Annotated in this window: 11 protein-coding genes; 2 read left to right on the forward strand and 9 right to left on the reverse strand. The window is 43.9% G+C overall.

The features are described from left to right. Positions 1 to 33 precede the first annotated feature (33 nt). Positions 34 to 1,098, reverse strand: a complete 1,065-nt coding sequence (locus tag C5745_RS00960) for a GntR family transcriptional regulator (RefSeq protein WP_243403205.1) — start codon at positions 1,096 to 1,098, stop codon at positions 34 to 36. A gap of 691 nt (positions 1,099 to 1,789) precedes the next feature. Here C5745_RS00960 and C5745_RS00965 point away from each other — a divergent pair. Both C5745_RS00965 and C5745_RS00970 read left to right on the forward strand, forming a co-directional pair. Further along, on the forward strand, positions 1,790 to 5,581 hold the full coding sequence (locus tag C5745_RS00965; RefSeq protein ID WP_105715072.1) for a two-component regulator propeller domain-containing protein: 3,792 nt from the start codon (positions 1,790 to 1,792) through the stop codon (positions 5,579 to 5,581). Between the two features lie 55 nt (positions 5,582 to 5,636). Further along, complete coding sequence (locus C5745_RS00970; RefSeq protein WP_105715073.1) at positions 5,637 to 7,073, forward strand: glycoside hydrolase family 28 protein; 1,437 nt, start codon at positions 5,637 to 5,639, stop codon at positions 7,071 to 7,073. 61 nt (positions 7,074 to 7,134) lie between these two features. Here the strand turns inward: C5745_RS00970 and C5745_RS00975 are convergent, their stop codons facing one another. From C5745_RS00975 to C5745_RS01010, 8 genes are all read right to left on the reverse strand, one after another. Beyond that, complete coding sequence (locus tag C5745_RS00975) at positions 7,135 to 8,481, reverse strand: FGGY-family carbohydrate kinase (RefSeq protein WP_105715074.1); 1,347 nt, start codon at positions 8,479 to 8,481, stop codon at positions 7,135 to 7,137. Positions 8,482 to 8,565: 84 nt separating this feature from the next. Further along, entirely contained in the window at positions 8,566 to 9,840 is a 1,275-nt protein-coding gene (locus tag C5745_RS00980; protein WP_105715075.1) for a TIM barrel protein, read from the reverse strand. A 26-nt stretch (positions 9,841 to 9,866) separates the two neighbouring features. After that, entirely contained in the window at positions 9,867 to 11,975 is a 2,109-nt protein-coding gene (locus C5745_RS00985) for a bifunctional aldolase/short-chain dehydrogenase (RefSeq protein WP_105715076.1), read from the reverse strand. Between the two features lie 27 nt (positions 11,976 to 12,002). Then, the gene (gene rhaT / locus C5745_RS00990; protein ID WP_105715077.1) at positions 12,003 to 13,076 is read right to left on the reverse strand and encodes an L-rhamnose/proton symporter RhaT; all 1,074 of its coding nucleotides are present in this window, start codon (positions 13,074 to 13,076) and stop codon (positions 12,003 to 12,005) included. An 82-nt stretch (positions 13,077 to 13,158) separates the two neighbouring features. Continuing rightward, the gene (locus C5745_RS00995) at positions 13,159 to 15,495 is read right to left on the reverse strand and encodes a DUF5703 domain-containing protein (RefSeq protein ID WP_105715078.1); all 2,337 of its coding nucleotides are present in this window, start codon (positions 15,493 to 15,495) and stop codon (positions 13,159 to 13,161) included. A gap of 198 nt (positions 15,496 to 15,693) precedes the next feature. Beyond that, the gene (locus tag C5745_RS01000; RefSeq protein ID WP_207795676.1) at positions 15,694 to 17,112 is read right to left on the reverse strand and encodes a sialate O-acetylesterase; all 1,419 of its coding nucleotides are present in this window, start codon (positions 17,110 to 17,112) and stop codon (positions 15,694 to 15,696) included. 14 nt (positions 17,113 to 17,126) lie between these two features. Then, positions 17,127 to 19,148, reverse strand: coding sequence for an aceric acid hydrolase (locus C5745_RS01005; protein WP_105715080.1), 2,022 nt, complete (start codon positions 19,146 to 19,148; stop codon positions 17,127 to 17,129). Next, positions 19,132 to 22,545 carry a glycosyl hydrolase gene (locus C5745_RS01010; protein WP_105715081.1) on the reverse strand — a complete coding sequence of 1,138 codons (3,414 nt, stop codon included), beginning with the start codon at positions 22,543 to 22,545 and terminating at the stop codon, positions 19,132 to 19,134. Before C5745_RS01010 ends, C5745_RS01005 begins: the two co-directional genes overlap by 17 nt.

Consider the following 22,545-nt stretch of genomic DNA (forward strand, 5'->3'; position numbering starts at 1 on the left):
ATCCTGTCGCAGGGGCGATTACACGTTATTTTTTTATACGGAAGCACGTAGTACGGTATAAAATGGTACCTCTAAGCGGCTAGTCAAACCATCTAAAATGCTGGTAGCCGCATATTCCCCCATTAGACGAAAATCCGTCGAAATCGTAGTGATACCATTTAGTATAAATTTTTTTAGCGGAGTCTCATTATAGGAGATAATCCCGATATCTTGGCCTATTTCCAGCCCCTTCACACTCACCTTATCCAATAAATGAAATAAGTCATCTTCGGCCAAGTTGATATAGCATGTTCCTTTTTTTATTTGTTCTTCTTGCAGATCGCCGACCAAAAGATGATCAAATGCATATTCCTGGCAAAACTTATAAAAGCCCTTAATAATTGCTTTTGGATAATCGCTATGATCAGGGAAGACCAATTTGAGCATGTTGTATTTAGCAAGTCGTTGTCGAATGGATTCCAATGCCTCATATATATCTTTTTCGTGATGCTCACAAACAATCGGAAAGTCTCCGCTTACGCCTTCGACATCTCGCCCCAATAACAAAAGCTTATCTGTTGGAATGGCAGACAATACCTCTGCTGCTTTTTCTCTTCCTTCCTTAAAATAGGGAAACACCACATAATAATCATACGGCTGAGATAGGTTTTGCAACAGTGTACGCAGATGCGTAATATCGCTATTGTAAACAAAGAGATCTATAGCGGCCTCACTACCCAACTTACTGGCCAATGCGTCGTAAACAATTTTCTTGTGCGAACTCAACTTATTTAAGAATACCGCTATACGCAAGCGGAAAGTTTGCTCTTTGGCAACAAAATATCCCTTGCCGGGAGAGGACTTTATAATCTCTTCCATACGTAATTTCCGATATCCCTTTTCAACGGTGTCCCGTGCAATTTGCAATTGATAACTTAAATCATTAATGGACGGAAGCGCATCTCCGATTTCGACGACTTTATGCTTGATCGCCTCCACAATAGCATCGGCTACTTGTACATATTTAGGGGTTGCCGAAAAATCATTGATTTTTATCATCTTAATTAACTCCGCATTTATAGTGTCGCGTGCACGTGACGAAATATACAAGGTTTCCATGTTACTATAATTTAAGGTTGGTTAACAAATCTTATACTTTTTATCTACATGATGTTAAGCTTGTTGTTTATACATTGGACCATTTTATACCGATACATTTACGCCTGTATAGTTGCTGTTAGCTAAAAGCAACGCAGTATGGTGGTCAGCGTTTTACAAAGCTATCGCAGTCTAGGAACCTAAGGCAGTAAAAATTGCTCAAATTCCCTGTAAAAATGTCTCAAACCACCAAAATTTAATGGCTTTTTGAAATGGAAGGTTTTCTTTCGTCTTTTGTGCCACTCGAGCCGCGGCGGGGCTCTTCCTTTTTTTTCCGCAAAAAAAGGAAGCAAAAAAACTCCCCACTTTAAAATTTTGAATAATAGGATAATGCAATCACCATATTTCTACATATTCCAAAATTTTATATGTGGGATTTGTAGCTTAATAAGGGGACAATACAATTGCATGAACCCTCCTTAACCTTCAAGGTCGCATCCAAATATTTGAGGTCTGTAGAAACTCATCCTTAGTACTACCCCTATCCTCAAATATTTGAAGCGACGATTTTTATGAACTAGTGTTTATTTTGGTGTTCATGAACTCACTCCGTTCGGTTTGTGCAACTTTTTTTAAAAAAAGTTGATTAAAGAAAACCTTCGTTAAAATTTCAACAAAACATTTATCTGCGTCAGCACAAAGACAGGACAGGATGGAGTTATTAAGCTTTTTTTGTACATTAGACCTTATGTTAAGGGCGATGCTAACCGGAAAGCTAACAATTTTCACAACAACTGTCCTTGTGCTCTTGATCGGTATAAGGCTGGTTAGTCATGCGCAATTTCTACAGTTGAAATTTGACCACATTACCTCCGAAGACGGGTTACCGCAGAGTACCATACATGGTATTGCAAAAGATAAACATGGCTTTATGTGGTTCGGCACCTGGTCAGGACTTTGCCGATATGATGGCTATAATATACGTGTATATCGATATGATGCGCATAACGCTAGAAGCTTAATCAATAACCGCGTCCACAATATTTTAGCCGACAACCACGGCGATTTATGGATCTCTACGTTCGACGAGCAGTACCTCTGTCGTTACCGTTATGAAACAGACGACTTTGAGCGTCTCCCCGTAACAGATTGCCCGCCGGAACTACAAGATAAAATAAACCGACGTAACCATCGTCTTCAAGTTAGCTTCAGCTACCAACAAACACGGTGGCATTTAGATAACCTTTCTACGACATTGGTGGAAACACATCTTCCGTCAGGAAAGCAGAAAATGTACACGGTTGACGCGGGGAATCCCTGGTCTATAAATGATGCTTATGTCAGCGATATTTTTTTAGATAACCAACAGGTTATCTGGTTAGGGACCTATAGCAACGGAATTAATCGCAGCTATCTTGATGCCAGCCCTTTTCATTACCTTTATCATGATCCGGATCGTCCCAATTCCCTTGTCGAAAACATTGTGCGATCTATATGTGAAGATCGGCAGGGAAACCTCTGGGTAGGGACTCGCAGTAAAGGTGTGACGCTGATTAGGAAAGACGGGCAATACCAACATTTTCAACATGATCCAGCGTCGTCACACTCCATTCAAAATAATTATATTAAGAAAGTATTTTGTGACTCGGACGGCTACATCTGGGTAGGAAGCCAAAGTGGGCTAGATCGTTACGATCCTCATGAGGGGATCATCGAGCGAATCGGAGCTTCAGCCGCATTAAATGCAGGTGTGTATGGCATGGCGGAAGATGCGGATGGAGATATATGGTTAGCAACCTGGAATGGCATTTCCAAATTCGATCGCGGCAATCAGAAAATAGAAACGTTCGATCTTGGCAACGTTCTTACACAGCAACACGTATGGACTATCTTTATTGATAGTAAAGGGCAAATTTGGGCCGGAACAGAAGGAGCAGGCATATTCATTTTTCAGGAAACAACCGACGGAAAGCTGAAGCTTCTCCGTGTGCTACATCATGGAAACCCGACGTCCACTGCATTGAGCGATAACCGTATATACAGTATATTTGAGGATTATGAAAATCGCATATGGATTGGAACAGGCAATGGGCTAGATTGCTATGAACCTCAATCTGGACATGTGAAACAGCTTTCTCAGCTTGGAGATCTTTGGCCGAAAGGGACCATAGCTGGCGTTACCGAGGACAATAACGGCTTTATTTGGGCTAGCCACAAGCAAGGCATATCACGAATAAATAAAAAGACGCTCGATATTCGTACATTCTCAAAGCAAGACGGCCTACAAAGTAACGAGTTTGCGGACGGTGCGGTATACAGAAGCCTTCAAGAAAATAGACTCTATTTTGGAGGCAACAAGGGAATAAATCATTTCTGTCCGGATAGTATACGCACCAATACAACGGCTCCCAAAGTTGTCTTAACCGAACTTCGTATTCTCAACCAACCTGTGGAGGTTAACCAACAAATCAATGGCCGAGTGGTGCTACAGCAGCCCCTTTACTTGAGTCCGTCCATCGCACTTACCTATGAAGATAAAAGTGTCAGTATTGAATTTGCAGCTTTACATTTTGTCAATCCCGCTGGTAATCAATATGCCTATATGTTGGAGGGTTTTGATCAGGATTGGATATATGGCGATGCCAGTAAAAGAGTGGCCAGCTATTCTAACCTCGCTCCCGGGAATTATACTTTCAAGGTCAAAGCGTCTAACAGCGATGGTGTATGGTCGACTGTTCCAACTGAACTATCTATTTCTGTGGCTCCCGCTTTCTGGGCCAGCACAGAAGCTTACGTCGTTTATACCTTCATATTCCTACTATTGCTGTACACGTTTTATTATTACATTACCCGATATGCGAAACTAAAATCGAAACTCAATTACGAAGCAATTCTCCACGAAAAAGAACGTGAGCTCCACGAAAGCAAGGTGCAATTTTTTACGAATATCTCCCATGAGATCAAAACTCCGCTTACCTTAATACTTTCCCCGATACAGCAATTAAAAACCTGGGCAGATCAAGATTTTAAGATACAAGAGCAGCTCCAGACGATGGAAACGAATGGTCAACACCTTTTAAAAACGGTAAATCAATTATTAGACATACGTCGTTTTGAAACAGGAAACGAAGAGCTCCACGTTGAACAAACGGAGCTTCTCTCACTTATACAAAAAGTGGTTGATTCTTTTTCGCAACAAGCCCGTCAAAAGAAGGTTCGGTTGAAGGTGGCGTCATCAAAACCCGAAACCTACGCGATACTAGACCCCGATAAAATCGAAAAAGTACTATACAACCTGTTCTCAAACGCCCTTAAATTTACCGACAGTGGTGGTATGATCAAAGTGCGTGTCCAGCAAGATGTCGAACATTTACGCATAGACGTTATAGACAACGGGAAAGGTATTTCTCCGGAGGATCTCGATCGTATTTTTAAACCTTTCCTTCAGGGCCGATCTACCGTTCCGGGGGGTACGGGACTCGGACTGAGCTACAGTAAAACGCTGGTAGAAATGCATGGGGGAAAACTGACTGTCATCAGCCGTGCCCATACAAAACGGAATAAGTTGACTATATTTCGTATTTTATTACCTGTCGCGCAAGATGATAGCGCGACAGAGATATCGAAAGGGACGGATAGTTCGCTCGATGCTGTGTCTACAGCACCGCTGGGCGCATCAAACGAATTCAGCGAACAGCTTCCGTTGGTATCGCAAAAATGCACCCTTCTTCTCGTGGAAGATAATGACCAAATGCGGGGTTATTTAGCAAAATTCTTTCGTAGTGATTACGATATTTTGGAGGCTCCAAACGGTGAGCAGGGACTGAAGCTTGCCAAAAGACACGTGCCTGACTTGATCATCAGCGATGTCATGATGCCCAAAATAGATGGTATATCCTTTACACGCCAAGTAAAATCCGATATCTTGCTACGGCATATTCCGGTTATTCTCCTCACCGCCCGGACTTGGGTCGAATATGAAGTAGAGGGGTTGGAAACTGGAGCAGACGATTACATGGTCAAGCCTTTTCATTTGCCCATCCTCGCGCTTAAAGTACGAAACCAACTCTTAACACGTTTTCATATACAAGAAAAGTTCAAACAACAAGTCTCCATTGAACCAACAAAAATAAATCCCCAATCGCCTGATGAAGTATTGCTTCAAAAGGTGTTGCTCTATATAGAAGCACATGTACAGGACTCCGATTTAAAAATTGAAGATGTTTGTCAAGCAATCGGGCTGAGTAGGGCACAGCTTTACCGTAAAATGAAAGCGTTGACAGGTTATAGCATGAACGACCTAATTAAAGAGATCCGATTGAAACGTGCACAACAGCTGCTGCAAGATCAGAAATTTCAGATCAATGAAATCGCTTACATGGTCGGGTTTAATGACCCCGAGTATTTTAGGAAAAGCTTCAAAGCAAAACACGGATGCTCTCCGACTGCGTATGCCAAACAATTTTGTACAATTTCAAGCGATTTCCCGCAGGACAGCACATAACGCGTTTACGCAAATAATCTTATAAATTGCGTATTGAACTCGTTATATATCAGCCATGGTGAAACCAGCATATATTTTTCTTCTGCCATTTTTTATTACGGTGCTTGGCTATTCAACGGTTGTTGGCCAAAAACGTGCAACACCTCCAGATTGGCATACTAAGGTGGGGGCGCAATCGAAACCGTCAAAAACAAAGGAGTTCTTTGTTAACGATTACGGGGGACAACACGATGGCATTACGCTAAACACGGAAGCCATTCAAGCGGCCATCGACGACTGTGCGAAAGACGGAGGGGGTATCGTGCGCTTTCAACCGGGTTCCTATCTTACCGGATCCATATTTGTAAAGCGTAATGTTCATCTGCGTATAGACAGTAATGTTACCCTTTTAGGAAGTCAAGATATCCACGATTATAAGGTCATAGATACACGTGTAGCCGGCATTGAGATGCAATGGCCGGCAGCGTTAATCAATGTGTTGAATCAGGAAAATGCTGCCATCAGTGGAACAGGCCTTATCCATGCACAGGGAAAACCATTTTGGGAACAATATTGGCGCATGCGAACCGAGGAATATGAACCAAAAGGCTTACGTTGGATTGTCGATTACGACGCGCGCCGGCCGCGCACTATTCTCGTATCCAACGCAAAAAATGTAACATTAGAAGACCTAGAGATACAACAAGCAGGCTTTTGGACGGTCCAGATTTTATATTCCACTTACGTTACTATCGATGGCCTAATCATTAACAATAACGTGGACGGTCATGGGCCAAGTACCGATGGTATTGATATAGATTCATCTTCCTGGATCCTGGTACAGAATACAGATATTGATTGCAACGACGACAATTTTTGTATCAAAGCTGGTCGCGATGCAGACGGTTTAAGGGTTAACAGACCCGCAGAATACATCATCATCCGAGATTGCTTTGCTCGTCGGGGGGCAGGCCTGCTTACGTTAGGGAGTGAGACCTCCGGCGGTATACGTCATGTTTACGCTACCAATATTCAAGGCTCCGGCACGAAAAACTGTCTAAATATCAAATCCGCAACAACGCGCGGCGGTACCGTGGAGGATATTCTATTGGAAAATGTGAAAATGGATAGTGTCGGAGTAGTGTTGCAAATAAACATGAACTGGAATCCGAGCTATAGCTACTCCAAATTACCCGAAGGTTATAATTACAATGAAATACCCGAGCATTGGAAAACACTATTACAACCTGTTGAGCCTGCCGAGCGGGGTATTCCGACTTTTCGGAACATCACCATGCGCAACGTACAGATCAAGGGTGCCAACAGAGCAATCAATGTCGAGGGGCTTCCCTCTTCGTGGGTGGAACAGATCACATTGCAAAATGTGTCTATCGAAGCAAAAGAAGCAGGAAAAATTCGTTATAGTAAAAATTGGAATGTGCAAGATTTTAAACTCGAAATTAAAGATGGTTCAGTTGTTGCAAAACAACATACAGCAAATATATCATTATAAAAAAGCGCATAGACCTTACATCTATACGCTCTCCTAAACACTGTATGAATATTAGATTTTATTAAGCGCGATAATAGCGTAATTCGATAATATCACTTGGCACAGGCTGCGTATTCCATTGGTCGTGAATCACCAATGCAGCACCGATTGCCGTAGCCTGCGCCATGGAAGCTGCGTATAGCTCGATATTACCAAACGTCCTAGCAAGCAAATTCATAAAAATACTGTTTTTACTGAATCCGCCGTCCACAAAAATGCGCTTGATTCTCTTTTCGGCCAAAATAAGACGGGTAGACGCTGCTTGCGCTGCAACAAGGTATAACATAAAAGCATGATAAGCCTCTACGTAATCAGCAAAGCTGTCCAGAGCTACCTGCCCGAAAGCTTCTAGATCAGCGGGAATCCGCTTATCTGCACTCAGTTTATCAATAAGCTTCCAGTCAATCTCTATATGTTTAAAGCGGCCCGTCGTTACCTGAAAATGTTCTGCAATCCGCTTTGTCTGGACCTCATGCTCGTAGCCGGCAAACAAGCGAGATGCTTTAACCGGTGTGCCGGCGTACGTCATATAAAACAGGCAGTCTTCTTCTAATTGCTCTTTTGTCAAACCCTCTTCATTGAACGGATTCAACGAAATGCACCAAGTACCCGTAGAAATCAAAATAAAGGGTTCATGGAAATTCAATAAATACGGAATCAGCGCCGAAGAACTATCGTGCAAACCCACACCCACTTTGTAAGTGCTTCCCGGGAATGCTGCTGAAAACACCTCGTCTCCTTTTACAATGGGTGCCAGCTTGTTTTCTATACCCGTTTCCTGTACCCACTGGTGGTATCCATTCTTTGAAAAATCCCAAAGTGCAGTATGGCAACCTATACTCGTCATATCCGAATATACCTGCCCTGAAACCAAAAAGCTGAGATATTGCGGAAGATGTATGGCGCATTTCAGCTTTTCGTATACTTCCGGTTTCTCCTGTTGCAAACGAAAGAGCTGCAGTCCTGAGTTCAAACTTCCCAATGCAGGAGAGGCTGTAGCAAGAGAAAATGCCTCTACCCCGCCATATGCGCTATGCAAGCGCTCTTCTAGTGTTTTGGGGTAGGCTTTGAGGTAATTGTATAAAGGCGTTAATGGTCGCCCGCTTTCATCTAGATATACGAAACTGGCGCCGTAGGAAGTGAAGTTGATCGCTTTGATATCAAACTCACCCAAACGAAAAACTTCATGAAGGGAATCGAATACAGAAAGTCGGAGACTCTCCAAGTTTTCACACGGATCCCCGTCTTCGTCCACTGTTTCTAGAAATCTGGCGGAACGCTCAAAAACAATGTCGTAATGTTCATCAAACAAAAACAATTTCTTATTTGTCTTCCCTACATCGAAAATAGCGACAACTGGCGTACGCATTCTAAAAATTTAAATTAGCTAAAGATGATCCGCCGACTGGGCGGATCAGTTGAAAAAAATTGTGATTTATTGTTCGTGATTAAACTATAATCCCGTCGCTACAGTATTGCTACCGCGTTCTTCGATCAGCTTATTCCGAATATCCAATTCATGGAATAACGCAACCGGATTTATGGCTGCCCCCTGACGTAAACGTGCTTCAGCCACCAATGGACGTACATCGGTACGGAAGGCGTCTTGCAGAATTTCCTGCGCACGTACGATGTTGTTTTGTTGTTGGGCCTCTTTCAACGCTTTACGATCTACCAACAACGCTTGTGCGTACGCGATTTTAATGGCTTCTACAGACTGCAGCAAGTCAACCAATGGATCTTTTAAGTTGTGTGAGGCATCTATCATCCAACCCAAACCGGTAGCGTGATCGATTCCACGAGCATCCATTCCCTCCACTAGTTCGCTGAAAATCAAGAACAATTGGTAAGGTTTGATGCTACCCGCAGTCAAGTCATCATCGGCATATTTACTGTCATTAAAATGGAATCCACCCAGCTTGCCCTCCATCAACAACAAGGAAACAATTTGTTCAATGTTCGCATTGGGTAAGTGGTGTCCTAGATCCACAAGCGTATAAGCCTTGTTACCCAATTTATTAGCTAACAATAGTGATTGTCCCCAGTCTGCGATAGTCGTTGAATAAAAATGCGGTTCGAAAGCTTTGTATTCAACAAACATCTTCCAATCGTCCGGCAGGTGCTTATAAATCTCTTTTAAACTTTCCAATGTGTTTTGGAAAGCTTCCCGAAAATTAAGCTGTCCTGGGAATGACGAACCGTCTGCTAACCAGACGGTCAATGCTTTCGACCCTAAAGCTATACCATGTTTAATGACCTCGATATTGTGGTCGACAGCTTGCTTACGCACCTTCGGATCCACGTGGTGCAGGGAACCAAATTTATAGCTATATGCTTGCTCCGGCTGGTCTTGAAACGTATTGGAATTGACTGCATCAAAACCTAAGCCATAAGAGGCAGCAAGTGTCTTAATCTGTTCTGCATCCTGGGGGATATCCCAAGGAATATGAAGGGAAATAGCGCCGCTGGAACGGTTCAATGCGTGCAACAAACCAACGTCCTCGATCTTTTGCTCTAACGTACCCGGTTCGCCTTTGCCCGAAAAACGACCAAAGCGCGTCCCCCCTGTCCCTAATGCCCAACTTGGGATAGCAATCTGGAACTGTTGTAGTTTATCCATTAGCTCTTCGACATTCGCTATGTTTTCTGCGGTATAGGAGAAAGCACGTTGGTGCTTCTCCACGAGTTGCCGATTATGTTGTTCTATCGTCTGATTATCTAGTTTCATCGCTGTCTATAAAGTTAATCAAAAATTTACCGTACAAATGCCATTGCAACACCGCCATCGACGTTGAGCACATTACCTGTCGATTTGTTCAGGTTACCACCAACAAAAGCGAAGCAAGCGTTGGCAATGTCATCTGGCAAAATAATTTCGTTTAGTAAGGTACGTTTTGCGTAATAAGCTGGTAACTCCTCGACGGTAACACCGTATGCTTTGGCACGGCCTTCTGCCCATCCGCCTGCCCAAATGTTGCTATCAGAGATAACCGCGTCTGGATTCACTACATTCACGCGAATCTTCTCCGCTCCTAATTCAGCTGCATTCAATCGGCTAAGATGAAGCTGAGCAGCTTTCGCGCTACCGTAACCGGCGTTATTCGGCCCACTTACCAGCGCATTCTTACTTACAATATTGATAATATCGCCACCGATACTTTGTGCTTTTAAAACCTTAGTAGTCCCTTGCGTTACTAAGAACTGGCCTTTTACCAATACGTCGTACAGTAGGTCCCAGTCTTTTTGTGTATGGTCTTCGATCGATTTAGAAATAGACAAGCCTGCATTATTCACGACAATGTCCACGCCACCGAAAGCTAACGCAGCTTCTTTTAATGCTTCCTCTATTTGCTCCTGATTGGTAACATCTAGTACTGCTGTCGCCACTGCATCTTTCCCAAATAAATCGATGAACTCTTGCTTCGCCCCTTCGAGACGTTCCGCGTTCAAATCGTTCAATAATACGACAGCGCCTTCATTTGCGAATCTCTTAGCAATCGCTTTACCGATTCCACCTGCGCTTCCCGTAACCAACGCGATCTTGCCAGATAGCGCCTTCGGTTTGGGCATACGTTGTAATTTAGCCTCCTCTAATAACCAGTATTCAATATTGAAAGCTTCTTGACGAGGCAAAGAAGTGTACTCACTGGCAGCCTCTGATCCCTTCATCACATTGATCGCGTTGATGTAAAATTCCGCCGCTACCCGTGCGGTTTGCTTGTCTTTCGCAAAGGCAAACATCCCCACGCCAGGGTACAGGATGATTACTGGATTTCTATCGCGAATAGCCGGGCTATTATCGTGTTTACAGGTCTCATAGTATTCGGTATACATAGCTCTGTAGTCTTCAAACAACGGCTCTAGTTGTGCTTTTACAGCTTCTACGTCACTCAAATCAGCTTCCTTATCCAAGTTTAGGATAAGCGGTTGAATCTTGGTCCGTAAGAAGTGGTCTGGACAACTCGTGCCCAGCGGAGCCAAACGCTCCAAATCGTTGGAATTAATATATTCCAACACTTTATCATCATCGGTAAAATGGCCGATCATATGGCGTTCGCTGGAGCAGAATCCCCTTAACACAGGCGCTAGCTGCGCTGCTTTTTCCCTACGCGCGTCTGCTGATAAGCTCTCTATCTTTTGTCCGCCAAATACGGGTCTATTTTTACCATAGTTCTGCGCTAAGTATTCCGCACAGGTTTCGATAACATCCAATGAATTGACATAACTCTCATAAGCCGTATCACCCCAGGTAAACAGTCCATGCGAACCTAACATGATGCCTCGAATACCTGGATTTTCGTCCAGACAAGCTCGCAATTGCAACCCTAGGTCAAAACCAGGTTTCTGCCACTCTACCCAGCCAATTGTGCCGTTGAAAAGTTCCTGTGTAATTTGTTTACCATCTTTTGCCGCGGCAATAGCAATGGCAGCATCAGGATGCAAATGGTCGATATGTTTAAATGGAAGAAAACCATGCAATGGCGTATCAATAGATGGCGCTTTAGAACTTAGGTCAAAGATACAATGGTTAAACAATTCCACCATCTCGTCCTCGTGTTCAATACCACGGTAAACATTTTCCAAGTTACGCAAGCGCTCCACATACAGCGCTGCCAATCCGGATTTCTTTAGTGTGCCAATATCTCCACCCGAGCCTTTGATCCACATCACTTCCACCTCTTCTCCGGTCAGTGGGTCCTTATCAATTGTTTTACACGATGTATTACCACCGCCATAATTTGTAATTCGCAAATCTGACCCCAGTAAATTGGAGCGATATAACAACAAAGCAACTTCATCACCTTCTAGCGATTTTGCTTTTTGTTCATCCCATAGATAGTTTACATGTTTGTATTCTTTCACGGCTGTATAAGTTTTGATGTTATTTTATTATTCTAATGTTTTTGCTAATCCGACAATACAAATGGACAAAATAATCGTCGCAATACCCGCTATGATAGAGGTATAGGTGGATTTATTCACGCCTTTCCATTCTTTTAAGATAACTCCCCAAGCATTGGCAATCAAGATGATAAAGGCCATATGGAGAATCCATGAGCTCGCTCCATTTCCGAGACGGCTTTCGCCCATCCCGTAGAAGAAAAATTGCAAATACCAAGTTGTTCCGGCTAAAGCACATAGCAAAAGGTTCTTGCGCAGTGGAGCGGTTTTCTTCGTATAATCTGAAAACGTTTTGTTCTTGGTCAATAAGTAGAGACACCAGATGACGTTGGTCGTGAAACCTCCCCACAGAATGACGACATAGCTCACGTTATTTTGGTACAGAAATTCTCCCTGATTCGGGTTCGCGGCCTTCCAAATCTGATTCGCTACATCCGCCATCGGTTTCCCGGCTTCGATACCAAAGTTAAAACAGGCACTTAATACACCCGAAACGATGGCCACAACAATACCTATCCCAAAATTATAACCTGATTTTGCTTCAGCAGAGAGGGTGGCTAAACTTCTTTCCTTTAGAAAACCTGCTCTGCCGCAGAGATATATCCCAACAATACAGACTGCAAGGCCGACCATTACGCAAATCCCTGCATTTGTTGTAAAGAAATAATCAATACCGTGTTTGCCGGGTGATTGATTAAAAAAATAATAAATAGCAGGCATTAACGAACCGAATACCATACTCAAGCCCAACATGACGCTGCTTCCTAATGAAACGCCGAGATAGCGAACACCGAGTCCATAGGTCAAACCGCCAATTCCCCAAAGCAAACCAAATAAATAGGTGTAACTAAGCGTCGAAGTTCCGGCCTCGCGGATAATATCACCAAAATTAGGAATGGTGAGCCAAGCTGCTATCGGCGGCACGATAATCCAGGAAAAGAGTCCTCCTAAGATCCACATCGACTCCCATGACCAATCTTTTACTTTTTTATAGGGAACATAGAAACTTCCCGATGCAAAACCACCGATAAAGTGAAACAAAACCCCTGCTAATGCATTCATAAATTATGTGTTATAATAATATAGATCTTTCCTAACAACGCCCTAAGGTAAAGGGAATATAATAGAAAACTGTTATGTCCTGTCATGTCCCGCTATCCAACACATTAACGACATCTGCGGTCCGTTCTTTCGGAAACACCTGTAAATCGACCAACTTTCCGTTTCGCAATTTACCTTCTATCGTTGTTTGCTGAGGGGCGTGGAGTTTGAAATCGACGTCCCATTCACTCGGCCACGCAGGAAAAAGATAAAGTTTGTCGTCAACGACTTGCAACAGCATTTCTTGCAGACCGATCATACCCGAGCCTCCCCAATTGTGGTCTGGAACCCAGTCGAAACCTGGGCCCCAAAAAGTGGGAAAACGTCGGTCAGCATTTCTTAATTTAAGTGTTGTATATTTTTTAGCTTCTTCGGTTAAACCTAGACGCGCAGCGAAGATATTATCTTGCTTCCAGCCAACATGGCTTCTGAACTTTAAAACATCGGGATCATGATGAAACGTATTTAACGCCAAGTCTATATCAGGTCTGCCCACGCCATAAATTCCCCATGGATATACGCCATACAGTTGCGGCGCTTCGGTATTGTTGATCCGAGACCATATTTCTGCCGGGGCTAGCATCCTTTTTCCATTCAGCTCCCGCGTGGGCAGCGGTGGGATTTTTTCTTGAAATTCTTCTAGATAGGTCCGTAAGGAGTCATTCACTTCGGCAGAAGAAAGTGCCAACATACGGCGCGTGACTTCTTGCAGCGCAGCCACCGTAGTGGAGGCGTTATATGCCATTTTATAGGTTTCCGCAGAAGATCCGGGATAAAAAATCAAATGTCCGTTCTGATCCAATATTTTACTTCCAAGTTGCTTTGCGCGGTATTGATAATGTTCGTCAAAGAAACGCAGGCAGCTCTCTATAAAGGGAATATAGGGTCGAATATCGGCATCACTATAATTTGCTGTTTCCAGCATCATCATACAAAACTCCAATACCGTATCCCATTGGTGTTCCAGCCAAGCGTTGTACTGTAATCCTTTGTCGTGGCTTTCCGGTCGTTTCCAATTATATTCTGCTGGATTAGGCAACCCGAAATTTTCGATCTGTTCGGTGAAACTTGCTCCTGCGTGCCCCCAGTATACTTTAGAGCGCCATTCCGCATTGCCTTGTATCCGTTGGTAAAACTTAAATTGGGCGGGTAGCATATCGAAATCGCCACTTTTTAACATCGGCCAATATACCAAACGTTGGTTCTGTGCTGTGTGTGTTCCTCCGCCCCAATTGCGAAAGTCGGGCGTGAAATTCATGGTGCTGTCAATGGACGATGGATCGTATGTGAACAATCCGCCGTTAAACTTCGTCGGATATTCACCATAAGCGTTCGCCGCCAGCATAAAACGGAACAGCTGATAATTACGTCCCACCTGCCAGCTTTCATCGCGTTCATTAGGGTTAGCCGGCTGTACGCGAATGTAGCTTCTTTCCCAAAAAGCACGCCACCAATCCAGATTTCGCTTTTTGATACGTGCTTTGGATTCGCTAGTTTTAGACAAGGTCTCCACCTGTTGATGCCATTCGCCTAACGAAACCGGTCCAGCCACATGCAGGGATATTTGTAAAGCATGTCTGGCAGCAGATTTATCGCTTTTCAATACCCAAGCTTTGTGATCGGTATCCATATAGGTACCCGAACGCTGCTCGAGAAAACGAAAACCGTTACCTTGCATCACCCCACCAGATATCAGACCCAAGAGTGGGTTGTAAAGGGAGTCTTTGACGCCTTCCATACCCTGCTGTCCCACGACGATATCAAACACCGTTTTACCGGTATTTTGGTGAAAAAAGAAAATTTGTTGACCCACCCCCCGAACACTATCAGGCTTTGTCACAACTTCATGCGGTGGCGCCCATTTCCAGGAGTTGGCGTTATTTTCCCGCTTCTTAGGATAACGCTCTTTATATCGCCAATTTTCGTACGACGCTTCGACTTCAATTTTTTTATTTGCTTGGACGTCCACATATATATTCGGACGCTCTACATCTACCCACAAGGATACGTCCGCCCTTACGCCATTGTTTTCTCCCGAAATAACCACCTGTCCCTTGTCAACCTGCAGTTGCTGCTGGAACACGGTACCTTCAAACGGGTTAGGATAAAGTTTCAGTCGTACCCGACCGAGCTTCAATAATGTGTTGTTTTCATCAAAAGCCCCCGATTTGCCTAAATAAAAAAGAATATCACCCTTTTCTACCCATACATTCAGACCGATATCCCCTCCACCTAATGGCATGGACTCGCCCGAATGGTTACTCTGTTTATCCCAGGTGATATAATAATCTTTCCAATCAAACTGCTGTGCATGGAGCTTATTGCCAAGCTGCACATAGCCGATCAATAATACGATAGCAGTATAGGTTAATCTATTCATCCTTATTTCATTTTTCGTGTCTGTTCACGCTATTTGCCAAACATTACGAATTGTACTTCCCCTAATTAACACCTCATGTCGCCTTGGGAACTTTGCAACTACACAAATTTGCCTTCGCAAGAACCCATGATGCAAAGATTCCCTAACGACGAGCTTTTTCTCCCTTTTTTGCGGAAAAAAAGGGAAAAGAAAACCGTATTACCAATCATCCGTCCGGAATGAGCTTACCGGAAGTCCATTGACACCAAACAAATCTCCCTTCACAAAATCCTTAAAGGCGTAACGCACAGCAACAGGTTTGGAAACATGCGGCGAGGAAACAACGACGGTCTTACCTTTCACGATTGCATTTGCAGGACGGAAGACTTTGTCTTCTCCGGCAATCTCAAAGGTGTGTATTTCTTTCCCGAATGAGGTCAGCCCCAGAGGCACATCGTTAAATTCTACCACGACGTTACTACCCTGTACCTCCATACGTTCATAGACCGGGCTTTTATGATTCAATCCTTTTATACCATAGGTATCGCCTAAAGCTAATAAAGCCAACCGGTCGGCTCCCTCTCTTTTTCTCGCCGGATGTATACAATCGACCTCTCCCAAATCCATTGTTACCGCCATGCCCGAATACGGTATTTTAGCTAGGGATTTCCGCTGGGCATCCCTTATAAAAGCAGAATTGTACTTTCCACCGACATAGTATGGCGGTAGGGAAGCATAGTTAAAGGGTGCGATTTGTGTATAATAAAAAGACAACGTATCATTTTGCCACAACTCTCGGTACTTCGCTACCATAAGGGGGAATAAAGTTTCATACTGATCAGGCCTTTCGTAGTTTGATTCGCCCTGATACCAGATGATCCCCTTTATACCATAACCAACTATGGGGTTGATCATACCATTGTACAACATTGTCGGTTGTCTATTTTTATCTTTAAGGCCCTCCTCTTGCTGCGGAATCTTAACATCCTTCATATCTTCCAGCCATACCGCATCCATCCAAGCCTCTATATTGGAACCTCCATAACTGCTATGGATAAGCCCGACGGGCACCTTTAATATTTTCCGTAGTCGTCGCCCAAAGAAATATGCTGTTGCACTGAAATTAGCAACATTTTCTGGACTGGCCTCCTTCCATGCCGAAGGTTTACTATCCTCCGCTGGCTGAAGCAAAGGATTCCGCGGCACCGTGTATAAGCGCAGCTGTTCATCCTGTGATTCGAGAATAGCAGCTGTACTACCCATAATCGGCTGCGACGGATAACCTTTCATTGGCATCTCCATATTGGATTGCCCTGAACACAACCAGACCTCGCCAATCAATACGTTGTTTAGCACTACCGTATTCTCTTCAGAAATTGTAATATTATAGGGACCACCCGCTGCGGGTGTTTGGATAAACAAACGCCAAGCCCCTTTTGCATTAGCCTTTACCTCATATTCCTTCTTATCCCAAGAAGTTTCTACCCGTACAGCGGCGCCATTTCTAGCCCAGCCCCAAATCGGTACGCTCTTTTGCTGCTGCAGTACCATTCCATCGGTAAAAATAGCGGAAAGGCGAATCTCTGCTCGCAAGCTAAGTGAGGTGGATAATAGTAAAAAGACAATTAAATACTTCATTATTCTTTCCAATATTAATTTTTACGCGGTAGCCAAACGGCCATATCACCGAACGTCCGATTTCCCCACGCGAAGTAGGGAACAAGACGAATAGCCACCTCCTTTTGATCCTCGGCAGTTACCTTTCGATACAAGGAGTTCCATTGCTCCGTGTTATCGGTATATGCGTTTCCTTTAAGGAAAACAATAGATTGTCCTAATACCGATTCTTGTACAGGTTCAAAGTTGTCAGAGGCTTTTACTTTCAAATCAAATAGATCAAGATCTGCTGGGATATCTTCTTTTTCCAGACAGTACACAACTGGACCACGCATTACAGCGATCTCGTTACGTGCTTCCTCGACTAAGGGATTTGCCTCCATAAATGTCACTTCCATGGGTAAACGCAACGTGATGCGGTCTCCTTTTTTAAATGATCCCGCTAATTTAGCATATCCTTTTTCTAGCTGAAAGTTTACCTTTTTATTGTTTCGTATGATTTCTGCGCCTTCGGCCCAGCCGGGTATACGCAACTTCAATGCATAGTTTGCGGGCAACTCCTCAATAACAAATGAAGCATCTCCGTCCCACGGGTAATTGGACTCTTGCGTCACTTTAATTTTTTTTCCTTTATATTCCGTATCCAAGACATTTCCCCCAAATAGGTTTACCCACACAGCGTCGTCCGACACACTATAGGCATAACTGTTAACCTCCGCAATGGTACGTACCACATTCGGCGGGCAGCAATTGGACAAGGAGATATACGGTACACGCTTTTTTGACCAACGTTGTTGAAAAGGCAAATTCGATGAATAACTTAATGGATTGGTATACAAAAATTTGTCACCATCTAAACTAATTCCCGACAGTACGCTATTATAAAGCGCCAATTCAAGTATGTCTATATATTTCGCATCGCCTGTGAAGGTTGCCATACGCCAGTTCCATAGCATATTACCAATATTTGCACAAGTTTCGTTATGTGCCGTTAAGTTGGGTAGTTGATAGTCTCTTCCAAATGCCTGGTGTATCTTTTGCACATCAGCAGGATCATAGGATGTCCCGTCTGGTGACGTACCGTCATACAAGGAACCTAGCCCACCAGTAATATACATTTTGTGTTTTACGACATCATCCCAGATAGCAAAAAGCCGGTTGCTTAAGGTCGTGTCTTGTATTTCGGTAACCAAGTCCGTAACGCCGGCGTAAAGGTAACTCGCTCTTACTGCATGCCCGATTGCCTTATTCTGTTCGCGAAACGGAACGCGATCCTGGTTATCATCTGTACCGTCCTCAATTTCTCCTTTAATATCGATCAAGTGTTGTGCTAACTCCAAGTACTTAGGGTTCTTTGTGGTCCGATATAATTCTATCGTACCCATGTAGTGGGATGGACAAATAGCGTTTCTGGCGAGGGTCGGATTCGATTTTTTATAGAAACCGTACAAATAGTCTGCGGCTTTGACCGCTATATCTAATAGATTTTTGCTTCCTGTTACCCGGTTATGAATGCATGCGGCAGTCATTAAATGGCCGATATTATATGCTTCAAAACTTAAGCGGTCCTGAAACTCAATGTTCTCACCCGAATTGCGCTGATCGATTGTCGCCTTTGTATAGATATAACCATCTGCACGTTGGGATTTTGCAATCACAGGGGTTACCTCGTCGATCATCTGGAGGAGTCGTTCGTCTTTTGTTTGCGCATACAAGGCACATACCGCTTCTAGCGTCTTATAAAAATCGCCATCGTGAAAAGAAGGCCCCTTATGCTCCCCTTCCTCTAATCCCGCGGCAATTTCGAAATTTCGGTATGCATGACTGATATCTGCACTCGTATAGACGTCCCACAAATGGGGTACCATACGCTCATAACAAACCGTTGTTCGTTCTGCCCAGAACCCTTTCGTCCAGGAGACATCGCCCATATCCACCGCCTTTTGCACGGCAAAAGGACTCTCACCCGTATTCGTAATCGCTTTTTCCTGTGCTTCTATCTGTCCAACAAAAAGCGCAGACACCGCCAATAGCAATATGTTATTTTTTGTCTTCATCGTACTTCATTTTTTGGTACCATATCAATTTGACATCACCTTGTAATCCCGATTCCTGCGGATCTTTCAAGAATTTCGGCGTTGCCGTGGTTTTGATTATTTTCTCGTTCGGTTCTTTATGTGTCTCATACCAGAAACGATTGCCCCAAGTGTTGTATACCTTTATTTCCAGCTGGTTTTCTCCTGACTTTAAATAGTCAGTCACGTCAATCGCTAACGGATATGTCCATATCACACCAACTTCTTTTCCATTTAATACAACTTCGGCAAGGCTCTCTACTTTGTCAAGTTTCAACTTAACGCGCTGCCCATTTACCTGTTGAGGTTGGTTGAAAGTGAGCGAATAGGTCCCTACTCCGGAATGATAACGCACCTCATCTACTTCCGAAATTGTCCAAAAATCAGGCTTTTGCTGTACGACCGGTTCATGCTCTACATCGGTCAGTTGCAGATTCCAATTACCCTTTAACGTCTCTGTTTTTATCATCTCCCAATGAGGGATATCGATCTTATTTTCGCTAAAAAGCACGAAGAACGACTGAAAAGGCTCGAACGATATCGTCAATTCGGTACGATTATTTCTCTCCGCCGAAGAAATGGGCAATAATCTGTCCTGCAGTACATCGTACAGATAGGTATACGGTGCCGTCGTTCGGAAGGAGAAATGTGCATCCTGCTGTATACTGTCTTGATTGGCCACGAAATAACTGTCTCCCCCGTCAAAATTTCGGTGATTCCAGGAAATGGCAGCATTGCTCTTGTTGTTTACGATCACGTCTTCTTCAATTCCCAATGCAGCGAAGCTCTCCGCATGATAAGTTCCTAAATATACCCTACCGTTTCCAAACGATTTATGCTGTAAACCATCGGCCGTTTGCATATTGCCAAAAAGGTCATTAACCAGTGCTTGAAAAGCCAGTGAGTCCTGCCTCGTGCCGATACCATGTAAATCTGTAGGTTTATCATTGAACAAAACAGTTGCTCCCTGCTCCACCAAATCAGCAAACTTCTTCAATGTTGCCAATGAAAAATGAGTGGGCGTCGGATTCATAAGGTGCTGCCCTGGCACAACCAACAAGCGGTATGCAATATGATCGGCGAATATAACAGCTCCGTTTTCCACTTTCGCTTGATGGAGCAAAACATCGGGATTAAAGGAGTCATACGCGTATCCCCGCAACGGGTCAACCCACTCAGCAGGATTATACATATTCGCGCTCGTTGTCACACTAGCGACTTTCTGTCGCGGCCAGCCTTCATTACGCATCAACGAATCTGTCCGTTCGACACGGGCCTGTCCGATAATACCCGGCAGTGTTTTTGTCAAACGGTCGGGCAATATAGACCGCCTCGGCATTTCCTCGCCGATAAATACAGCTATATCACGCACCGGTTTTCCGTTTTGCAACAGCTGTTGTGCGCGTATAGCATAATCAACCCAAGATTTTCCAGGTTTCCACCAGGTTTGATCACGTTGAAAATAAAGCCCAATTCCATCTAGGGTCATGCCCGGTTTACGATCCATCCAAGGATTATGCACGTAAACATGATATACCAAGCTATTGATGCCTAAAGCAAAATTCCTGTCTTGAAGAGACTTCAACAAGCGTGGATGTTCGTCCCACTCCATGCGGATCTGTGTGAAAGCTTCCGCCATGATATTGTTCTTTCCGTAGATATGTCCGCCCGAAATAGCATCTAGAATATCGTTGGGCTTATCGTGCGACGGACTTCTAAACCAAAATTCCCCCATCGGCCGATGGGTAAAACCGAAGTGTGCAAAGCCATCGCTCATCATCACCGGCGCCGTCATTTCAGCGGTGAACTCCACACCGTATTCGTCTGATTTTTTGCGGAGTGTTTGAAAACCTTTTTCTTGCAATAGTTCCGCGATCGTTTCTCGGAAATCATGCAGAAAAGCTTCTGATTCTTCTACACTGTTGACGATATAACCTGCCAAAACCGGTAGATAGGGTAATATTTCATATCCTCTGCGTGCTTTGAATTCTACTGGCATTTGTTTAGTCCAATTTTGGCTGCCCGATTCCCAAGAATCAATATGATAAACGGTCAGCACATCCTTTGCTAATTCTGGACTCACCATTTCATAAGCTTTTCCAAACCATTGCTCGAACTGGAAAGCAACCGTTTCGGCATTCAGTTTATCACACTCCAACCCCTTTCCTGCACCTGCCGTCTCATTTTTATGTCCTGTGGTCGTATGTCCAATCCGCAGGATTTTCCAGTTGCCTTTCGGCAATTCTGTCGCAAGCTCCTCTCCATGGATAGACGTTGGATTCAATGCAATCGCTCGCTTGCTGTCTATAACATACGCAGAATTAACGTCTTCTTCGTCGGTAGGCAGTGAAACCCGCCAAATTTCCCCTGTCTTACCCTCATATTGATGTACACGCGGTTCTTCAAATAAAGTAATCCCCAAAAGATTAATCGAAGGTTTCCATTTCGCCGCGTCCAGGTCTTCGGCTCCCGGTTCAAAATTGGCCGGGTCGAACACAAACCGAAAATATTTTGCTTCGGTATACGGAATGGTATGTGTGACGCCGTTGTCCCAATCTAACCAACCTGTCCGCGGAGAATTTAGCTGCGTCAATTCGTCGAAGTTGACGCCGTCGTTACTTACCAATATCTTCAATCTATTCGCTCCATAATTATTCGCTCGACGCTCCACTTTCAACGCATTACAAGGGAAAGGTTGCTCAAACGCATATTGGATCCATCCGGGTTGGGATGTTGCAAAACGTTTATCATTACCCTTTTGTGCCAAATGCTGTAAATCTTCTTCATAGCTACTGGTAACCTTAGGGGATTCTTCATCACTACGTTTATGTTTTTTCGCTACCGGGATAGCAAAAAGCTGGATATCTTCATAATAATTGTATAGTTTTTCAGGTTGCGGCAACCGAATACTGACTTTACCTCGACGATTGACGGTTATTGTCGTATCGGCATAAACCACTTTTTGCATCGATTTTTCCGGTGTAATCCACGGCCCACCAGCGGTAGCGAATCCATCGTTGGGGAACATAGCGATCTGTATACCATATTTCTTAGCCTCCGCTACCAAGTGTCGGAACATCTCCCACCATTCCGGTGTTAATGTTTCTGCTGCTGGCTCAAACAAGGGCGGATCTGTCTTCGCTTTGATAGGTGTAAAATAGGCTCCGGCGATATTATTTTCCGCCATCGCTTTTAAGTCGGCCGTAATCCCCTCTTTTGAATAACTGGCATGCATAAAATACCATACAACCCATGGTTTCGCTTTTTCATAAGAATCTGCTGCAAACGGAACAATGTTGGACGGGATGCCTTTTATTTGGGCATGCCCTGCAAGCCAGCTACATAATATACCTATACTAATATAAAACCTTAATTTCAT

The sequence above is a fragment of the Sphingobacterium haloxyli genome (genome assembly GCF_002980525.1).
GTDB lineage: Bacteria > Bacteroidota > Bacteroidia > Sphingobacteriales > Sphingobacteriaceae > Sphingobacterium > Sphingobacterium haloxyli.